Below are 6,963 nucleotides of genomic sequence, written 5' to 3' on the forward strand. Positions count from 1 at the left end.
CTGCCAGCACGGCCCGTTGTGCTTCCAAACTGCTCATGCCAGACCAACGAATCAGCGAGCGGAAAGCCACGAGTTAAAGATCTGCACGCCCTTAGAGATTCCGCGGGTAGAGGACAAGGCGTCATGGTCGGCGGGCTGGCCGTGTGTCCCGGCGTTGGCTGGTCCAGGCTTCGCGGATGAGGCGTCGGATCACGATGATCGCGGTCATCAACGCGAGCAGGGCGTTGATGACGACCGCTCGACGACCCATCGGCGAGTGTGGTTGATCGGGATCACGACGCCCTTGGGCTGGATCCGCCACTCGCAGCCGAGATCGGTCAGCAGTTTGCGGGTGACCGTGGAGTCGTAGCCCGCGTCAAGGTGCACTCTGATCTGCTCAGGCAACGCGAGCTCGAAACGCCCGAGCTTCTCTAGCGTCGGGCGCAGGAACGGGGAGTCGTGCCGGTTCGCGCCGGTCACGACACAGCCCAGTGGGATCCCACGTCCGTCGGTCGTCCGCGACCACTTGATCCCGAGTTTTCCCCGGTCAATCGGTGATTTCCCGGCGACCTCGCCACCGCAGGGCGCTTTGGTGATCTGCCCGTCGACGGTGATGTCGGCCAGGTCCAGTCCCACGACACGGTCGTAGGTCTCCAACACGATCTGCTCCAGCCCTGCGAAGACACCGGTCGCGATCCACTCGTTGGGTCGGGTTCTCATCGTGGTTGCCGAGCATGATTGATCGGCGTGCTTCTCGCACGAGCCGCCGAAGACGAGTTTCGCGACGAGCTTGTCGAACGCGATCCGGTCCGGGATCCGTGGGTTGTGACAGCCCTACGGATGTGTCTCGAGATGCGGTGGCAGGAGGGCCTCGAACTGGACCCACAAGGGCTCGATCGCCCATGCTTCGACGGCGGGCACCGGTGCTCCGTTTTCAGATGTGGAGATGTAGGAGTCCCACGTCAAAACGGATCCCGGTGCCCGCGTCACATCAGCCTGACGCCCCTACCCGCGAAATTTCTTACCAATTGACCAAACTCAGGAGCAGTCGGTGGACGTCGGCTACTTCGGTGCCCACGGGCACGTTCCGCTGCGCGTGGCCCTGCTGCTGGCCGCGGTGGCGGGCATCCTGCTCACCGCGCTGGCGGGCAGCGCGGATCATGCAGTTGCGCGCGACCGCCCGCAAGCAACGCCGGGCCGACCACAGGGCTGTGAAGGCCGAGGCCAAGGACTCGTCGAAGGCCCGGCGGTAGCCCGGACTACCGGGAGCCCGCCACAGGCTGCGACTTGTAGAAGGACTCCTCCAGGTAGGCGGCCTCGTGCGGCTGGTAGGGCTCCTCCAAGTAGGCGGCCTCGTCTTCGTCGAGTTCGACGTCCACCGCGGCGACCGCGTCGGCCAGCTGGGCCGGCTTGGTGACCCCGACGATGGGCGAGGTCACCGCCGGGTTGCGCATGACCCAGGCCAGGGCGACCTGGGCCGGGGACAGACCCCGCTTGCCCGCGATCTCGTGGACGCGCTCGGCCACTGCCTGGTCCCCGTCGCGGTAGAGGATCTTGCCGCCCTCGTCGGTCTCGGCACGCGCCGTGGCGGTGTCCCGGGCCCGCGTCAGCCTGCCCCGCGCCAGCGGGCTCCACGGGATCACGCCGATGCCCTGGTCGGCGCAGAGCGGGAGCATCTCCCGCTCTGCTTCTCGGTGGATGAGGTTGTAGTGGTCCTGCATCGACACGAACCGGGTCCAGCCGTTCAGGTCAGCCAGGTACAGGGCCTTGGCGAACTGCCAGGCGTGCATGGAAGAGGCTCCGATGTAGCGGACCTTCCCGGACTTGACCGCGTCGTGCAGCGCCTCGAGGGTTTCCTCGATCGGGGTGTCGTAGTCCCAGCGGTGGATCTGGTACAGGTCGATGTAGTCGGTCCCCAGTCGCTTCAGGGAGGCGTCGAGCTCGGCGAAGATCGCCTTGCGGGACAGCCCGGCGCCGTTCGGACCGGGGCGCATCCGCATCCAGACCTTGGTGGAGAGAACGACCTCCTCGCGCCGGGTGAAGTCCTTGACCGCCTGACCGACGATCTCCTCGCTGCTTCCGGCGCTGTACCCATTGGCCGTGTCGAGGAAGTTGACGCCGCCCTCGAGGGCCTGCTTGATGATGTCCCGGCTGGCGTCCGCGCCCAGCGACCAGGGCTCGCCGCCCCGGTCCGGCTCGCCGAAGCTCATGCAGCCGAGGGTGATGGCGGAGACTTCCAGTCCGGTCGTTCCGAGTTTGACGTATCGCATGCTTCCGAACCTAGGAGTTGGAGTGCGCTCTAACGCAATACGTCTCGATCCGGAATTCGGAGGCGTGGGGCATGTGCGCCCTGTCAGGTTTCAACCGTTTTGGCCAGACGTACCAGAGAACCCAGTGGTAGCGAGTAACAAACTGTCAATTCTCGGCCGAGCGCGTGGGGTGCACTACTCAGCCCCCGTTATGTTTTCCGTGGCCCTGCAACGGGGTCGCTGGCCTCCGGGCCCGGCATGGCTTTTGCCCAAGGCCATGAAGTTATGGGCTGATCGGCTCTGTCCACAGGATGTCGATGCTGATGGTGGCCTTGTAGGTGCGTCGGTCGACGCGGAGGCTCTTGTACGCGTAGCGGGACAGGGGGCGTAACACCGGCGCCGGCTCGGACTTCCAGGGCGTGATCGGCGGGACGGTCATCGAGGCTCTCGCCGGGCGGATCACGCCCAAGGGCATGGTGGCCGCGATGCGCTCCGCTCTGAAGCGGTACACCACGTCCCGACCGCCGGTCACGATGAAGTAGGAGGCAGTCACCATGACGACCGTCGTCTCGACGCGACCGGCACCCGCCGCATCCCCCACGGGCCTCGCCGCCGACCGGCCTACCCGTTCCGAACGCCGGGCAGGCAGGCTGCTCACCGCCCCCTTCCTCGTGATCTACCTGCTGTTCCTGGTCGGCCCGCTGCTCGTCGGCGTGGTGCTGAGCTTCTTCAACACCACCACCGTCAAGAGCGGCCTCGGGGACTTCGTCGGCCTGTCGAACTACCGCGAGGTACTCACTGACTCCCTCTTCTGGGAGAGCATGTGGCACTCGGTACTCTTCACGTTGCTGACCACGCCCCCGCTGGTGACCCTCGCGCTGGGCGTCGCCATCCTGGCCTCGCGCATACGCCGCGGCCGGCTCTTCTACCGCATCGCCTTCTTCGTTCCGTACGTCGTGCCGTCCTCTGTGGTCACCCTGGTCTTCCTGTGGATGTACACCCCGCAGATCGGCCTCATACCGAAGGTCTTCGATGCTGTCGGACTGCCGGTGCCGGACTTCATCGGCAGCACCTCGGGCGGCTGGACTGCCGTCGTGCTGATGACCGTGTGGTGGACGTTCGGCTTCAACTTCGTCCTTTACACCGCCGCGATCCAGGACGTCCCCGCAGACGTCTACGAGGCGGCGGCGATCGACGGCGCGAGCCCCTGGCAGCAGATCCGCCACATCACGGTGCCGTTGCTCGGCCGGACCACCAGCCTGGTGCTGATCCTTCAGATTCTCGCCTCGCTGAAGGTGTTCGACCAGATCTACCAGCTGCTCGGCGGCGGACCCAACCAATCCACCCGACCGGTCATCGAGTACATCTATGACACCGGCTTCACCGCCTACCGCGGTGGCTACAGCGCTGCCGCCACCCTGGTGTATTTCATCATCATCGTCGCGATCTCGGCGGCCTGGTACGGGCTGCGGCGCCGTCGTGCGACCAGCAGTGCGGCCTGAGCGGAGGACCCATGACCACCATCACCCAGCCGCAGCCCGCCGAACCGAAGGGCGCGGTCAACGGCGCCAAGCTCTTCAACCGGCTCTGCGCCGTGTGCCTGACCCTGTTCGCCCTGATCTGGCTGGTGCCCTTCGTCTGGGCACTGATCACCTCGCTGCGCGACGACGCGTCCATCACCCAGAGCCCCACGTCGATCTTCGCCGGCGGCTGGTCGCTGGACGCGTACTCGGCCGCCTGGGACAACCATCCGATCGGCACCTGGTACCTCAACAGCCTGGTGATCTCGGCGCTCGCCGTGATCTTCACGGTGGCCTTCTGCTCGATGGCCGGATTCGCGCTGGCCTTCCTGCGCTTTCGCGGCCGGGGCCTGGTCATGGCCGTCGTCACGGCCGGACTGATGCTGCCGACCGAGGCGCTGGTGCTGCCCCAGTTCATCGAGTACCGGTCGTTCCACCTGCTCGGCACGTTCTGGGCACTGGTCCTGCCGTCGGTCGCGGCACCGATCTCGGTGTTCGTCTTCCACTCCTTCTTCCGCGGCATCCCCACGGCGCTGATCGAGGCGGCCCGCATCGACGGCGCGAGCTGGTGGCGGGTCTACGCCACCGTCTGCATGCCGATCTGCCGCCCGGCGGTGTCCACGGTCGCGATTCTCACCTTCATCGGCTCCTGGAACTCGTTCCTGTGGCCGCTGCTGGTCCTCAGCCAGACCAAGTCCCAGACCATCCCTGTGGGCCTCGCCTCACTGGTGGACCCCACCAGCCCCCAGTACGCCGAGGTCATGGCCTCCTCGGTCCTCGGCTTCATCCCGCTCATCGCGGTCTTCCTGGTCTTCCAGCGGCAGATCGTCCAGGGGATCGCCACGACAGGCATCAAGTGACGGACCCGACCCACCACCGCGGCGGTGCCACGTCCCGCGCCGGGAGGACTGTAAGACGTTCGGCTCTGTCCCGTGATCGGCGGTAACGAACGGTCCTGTCCCGCGGTCAACACGAACGCCGGCGGGCGGCGCTTCCGGTCGGCGGCCACGTGGACCTTGCTGGTCTGCCGACCAGGCCCAAGCACCAGGGCTGGGTCGCCGTGGTGACCCGCCCCTGGAGCGTCCCAGGAGAGCGGCCTTGAGCGGGAGTTTGTGCCGGCGCCGGATGCGCCGTCACTCTTCCGGTTCGGGATTGTCTTCGGCGTCCTGCCCGGTTTGTTCTTCGCGGCCGCCACGCCGGCGTCACGCGCTGCCGGAAACGGTTGTGGACGGTGCGCCGAACTCGGTCGGCATTTCCCGCCACTGCCCGCCGGTCTTGAACTGCCAGATCGCGCCCTCCAACTGCTGCCGCAGCCGCTTGGGGTACGGTCCGTACACGCCGATCGGCCGGTACGGCCCGATGAACTCCCACTCGACATGCGTAAGTTGCACTCGCGTCCGCAAGAAGATCTGCCGGACCAGGCCCCGCAGCGCAGGCCAATCCCGCAGCTTGATCACGACTCAATACGCGCGCTGGCGTAGGTACGGAGCGACGTGATCGGTGCTCGTCCGCAGGAGGCGTGCGTTAATCACTTGAGCCCGCCATGGCTTGCTGACAGGCGGGTGCTGTGGAGCCGGAGCCGGGGGCGAGTGCTGCTGCGGACTCGTGCGGTTCTTACAGTTTCGTGGCGGGCCAGGGCTCCGTTGCTCCTGGAACGTCGTGCAGCAGTGCTTCGCGGTGCGCGCGGGCCACCGCGGCCATGTGGTCCAGGGCGTGTCTCGTGCCCGCACCGACGGCCTTCTTCAGGAACGCCAGGAAGGTCGTGCCGTTCCGGTTCGGCCTGCACTCGCCCAGCACTTCACCGGTCGTGGCGTTCAGCGCGGCGAACAGGTTCGTGGTGCCGTGCCGCACATAGTCGTGGGTGCGCTTCTCGGTGGCCGCGAAAGTCACCGGCAGCACTGGCTGGGTCCGGTCCAGGGCCTGCACCTGCGTCTTCTCGTCGACCGACAGCCCCACGGCGCCGCCGGGCGGGGCCAGGTACAAACCGACGACATCGGGGACCTTCTCCGCGAACGCCGGGTCTTTCGAGATCTTGAAGGTGCCCGGGCGGTGCGGCTTCAGATTCTCCTCACACCAGATGCGGGCGACGTAATGCCACGACACCGAGATGCCCTCCCGCCGCTTCAGGTGGCCGGCGAGTGTCCGCGTCGACCAGTGCGACAGACCGGATTCCGCCGGCGGGGACATCCTCGTCAAAGCGATCACCCGAGCCCGCACCCGCGGCGGCACCTGGGTCCGCGGCCCGCCGCGGCGCTTCTCCTCCAAACCAGCAGATCCGTTCCATGGCCAGGCCCGGCCGGGTGGCCGCAGCGTCGCCCGCGGTGCGGATGAGCGCTTGGTAGACGGTCAGCAGCGCGTAGACCTCCTGGTCCAGTCCCGGGACGCTGCGTGAGCACAGGACGCAGCCGTCGAGCATGGTCGCCTTGATCGAGAAGTACGTGGTCTCCACCTGCCACCTGCGGTGATAAAGATCCACCAGTTCGTGGGCGGGGTAGCGCTGGGCGTCCAGGAGGCTGGTGACCAGCCGCCACGGCTCACGCCGCGTTGTCCCGTCGGCGAGGGTGACCGTGACCCATGCCTCGATCACCCGCACCGGCAGCGTGCCGTAGCCGCGTCCGGCCTGGTAGGGGGCGGACAGGCGAGCCAGGTAGGAGCCGTCCGGCAGGCGGCGCTGGATGGCCGGGCAACGCCGGGCGGAGGAGCGCACCAGGAACTGCGCGCCAGTGCCGCAGTTCGTCCCACTGCTCCAGGCGGGGCAGGGGGGTGGGCGTCATCGGGCAGGGCCTTGACCCCGCGGTTGGGGATGCGGCGGGCGGCCTCTAACAGCAAGCGGCGTCCCTCGTCCCAGTCGCTTTGCTGCAGTTCGTGCGGCTGCTTGCCGAACAGCGCGACGAAGTGGGCCAGCAGGTTGAACTGGGTCATGGCCACCGTCTCGGCGAAAGCCGAGCGTGCGGGCGGTCTCCATGAACCGCAGGTGCAGCTCCGGCTCCGTGCGGGCGAGCACGATGCCCAGTCGCGGGCGCCGGGCGACCAGATAGTCCGCCCCGGGTTGCAGACGTCCGGTGACCGAGAGCCAGCTGATGAACCGGTGGGTCTCGTGGTTGAAGGCGGGCTGGCATTCGGCACCGAGTACGGCCGGCTGGCCGCCGAGACCGGCAAGGCCATGCGGCGGATCGACCCGACGATCGAACTCGTCGCCTGCGGCAGTTCCAACG

General features: G+C 67.3%; 5 protein-coding genes and 4 pseudogenes. 3 read left to right on the plus strand and 6 right to left on the minus strand.

Annotated features, from left to right (window positions below):
- Window positions 1-121: 121 nt before the first annotated feature.
- The 3 genes and pseudogenes from ACFY2B_RS45855 to ACFY2B_RS45865 all read right to left on the minus strand — a co-directional run bounded on the left by ACFY2B_RS45855 (window position 122) and on the right by ACFY2B_RS45865 (window position 2,784).
- Window positions 122-900: pseudogene (locus tag ACFY2B_RS45855) on the minus strand (transposase).
- A gap of 338 nt (window positions 901-1,238) precedes the next feature.
- Entirely contained in the window at window positions 1,239-2,249 is a 1,011-nt protein-coding gene (locus ACFY2B_RS45860) for an aldo/keto reductase (RefSeq protein WP_390769002.1), read from the minus strand.
- A gap of 262 nt (window positions 2,250-2,511) precedes the next feature.
- Window positions 2,512-2,784: a hypothetical protein gene (locus ACFY2B_RS45865; protein ID WP_390769003.1), complete on the minus strand. Its 273-nt coding sequence runs from the start codon at window positions 2,782-2,784 to the stop codon at window positions 2,512-2,514.
- Here ACFY2B_RS45865 and ACFY2B_RS45870 point away from each other — a divergent pair.
- Both ACFY2B_RS45870 and ACFY2B_RS45875 read left to right on the plus strand, forming a co-directional pair.
- Window positions 2,783-3,730: a carbohydrate ABC transporter permease gene (locus ACFY2B_RS45870; RefSeq protein ID WP_390769004.1), complete on the plus strand. Its 948-nt coding sequence runs from the start codon at window positions 2,783-2,785 to the stop codon at window positions 3,728-3,730. The genes ACFY2B_RS45865 and ACFY2B_RS45870 overlap by 2 nt on opposite strands.
- 11 nt (window positions 3,731-3,741) lie before the next feature.
- On the plus strand, window positions 3,742-4,608 hold the full coding sequence (locus tag ACFY2B_RS45875) for a carbohydrate ABC transporter permease (RefSeq protein ID WP_390769005.1): 867 nt from the start codon (window positions 3,742-3,744) through the stop codon (window positions 4,606-4,608).
- 80 nt (window positions 4,609-4,688) lie between these two features.
- Here the strand turns inward: ACFY2B_RS45875 and ACFY2B_RS45880 are convergent.
- The 3 genes and pseudogenes from ACFY2B_RS45880 to ACFY2B_RS45890 form a co-directional block, all read right to left on the minus strand.
- Window positions 4,689-5,151 (minus strand): annotated as a pseudogene (locus tag ACFY2B_RS45880) (transposase); the annotation flags it as partial.
- Window positions 5,152-5,362: 211 nt separating this feature from the next.
- On the minus strand, window positions 5,363-6,013 hold the full coding sequence (locus tag ACFY2B_RS45885) for an IS630 family transposase (protein WP_390769006.1): 651 nt from the start codon (window positions 6,011-6,013) through the stop codon (window positions 5,363-5,365).
- 85 nt (window positions 6,014-6,098) lie between these two features.
- Window positions 6,099-6,455: pseudogene (locus ACFY2B_RS45890) on the minus strand (transposase); the annotation flags it as partial.
- 213 nt (window positions 6,456-6,668) lie between these two features.
- On the opposite strand from ACFY2B_RS45890, the pseudogene ACFY2B_RS45895 reads away from it, so the two are divergent.
- Window positions 6,669-6,963, plus strand: a pseudogene (locus ACFY2B_RS45895) (hypothetical protein); the annotation flags it as partial.

Source organism: Streptomyces sp. NPDC001270 (genome assembly GCF_042896695.1).
In the GTDB taxonomy this organism is placed as follows: Bacteria; Actinomycetota; Actinomycetes; order Streptomycetales; family Streptomycetaceae; genus Streptomyces.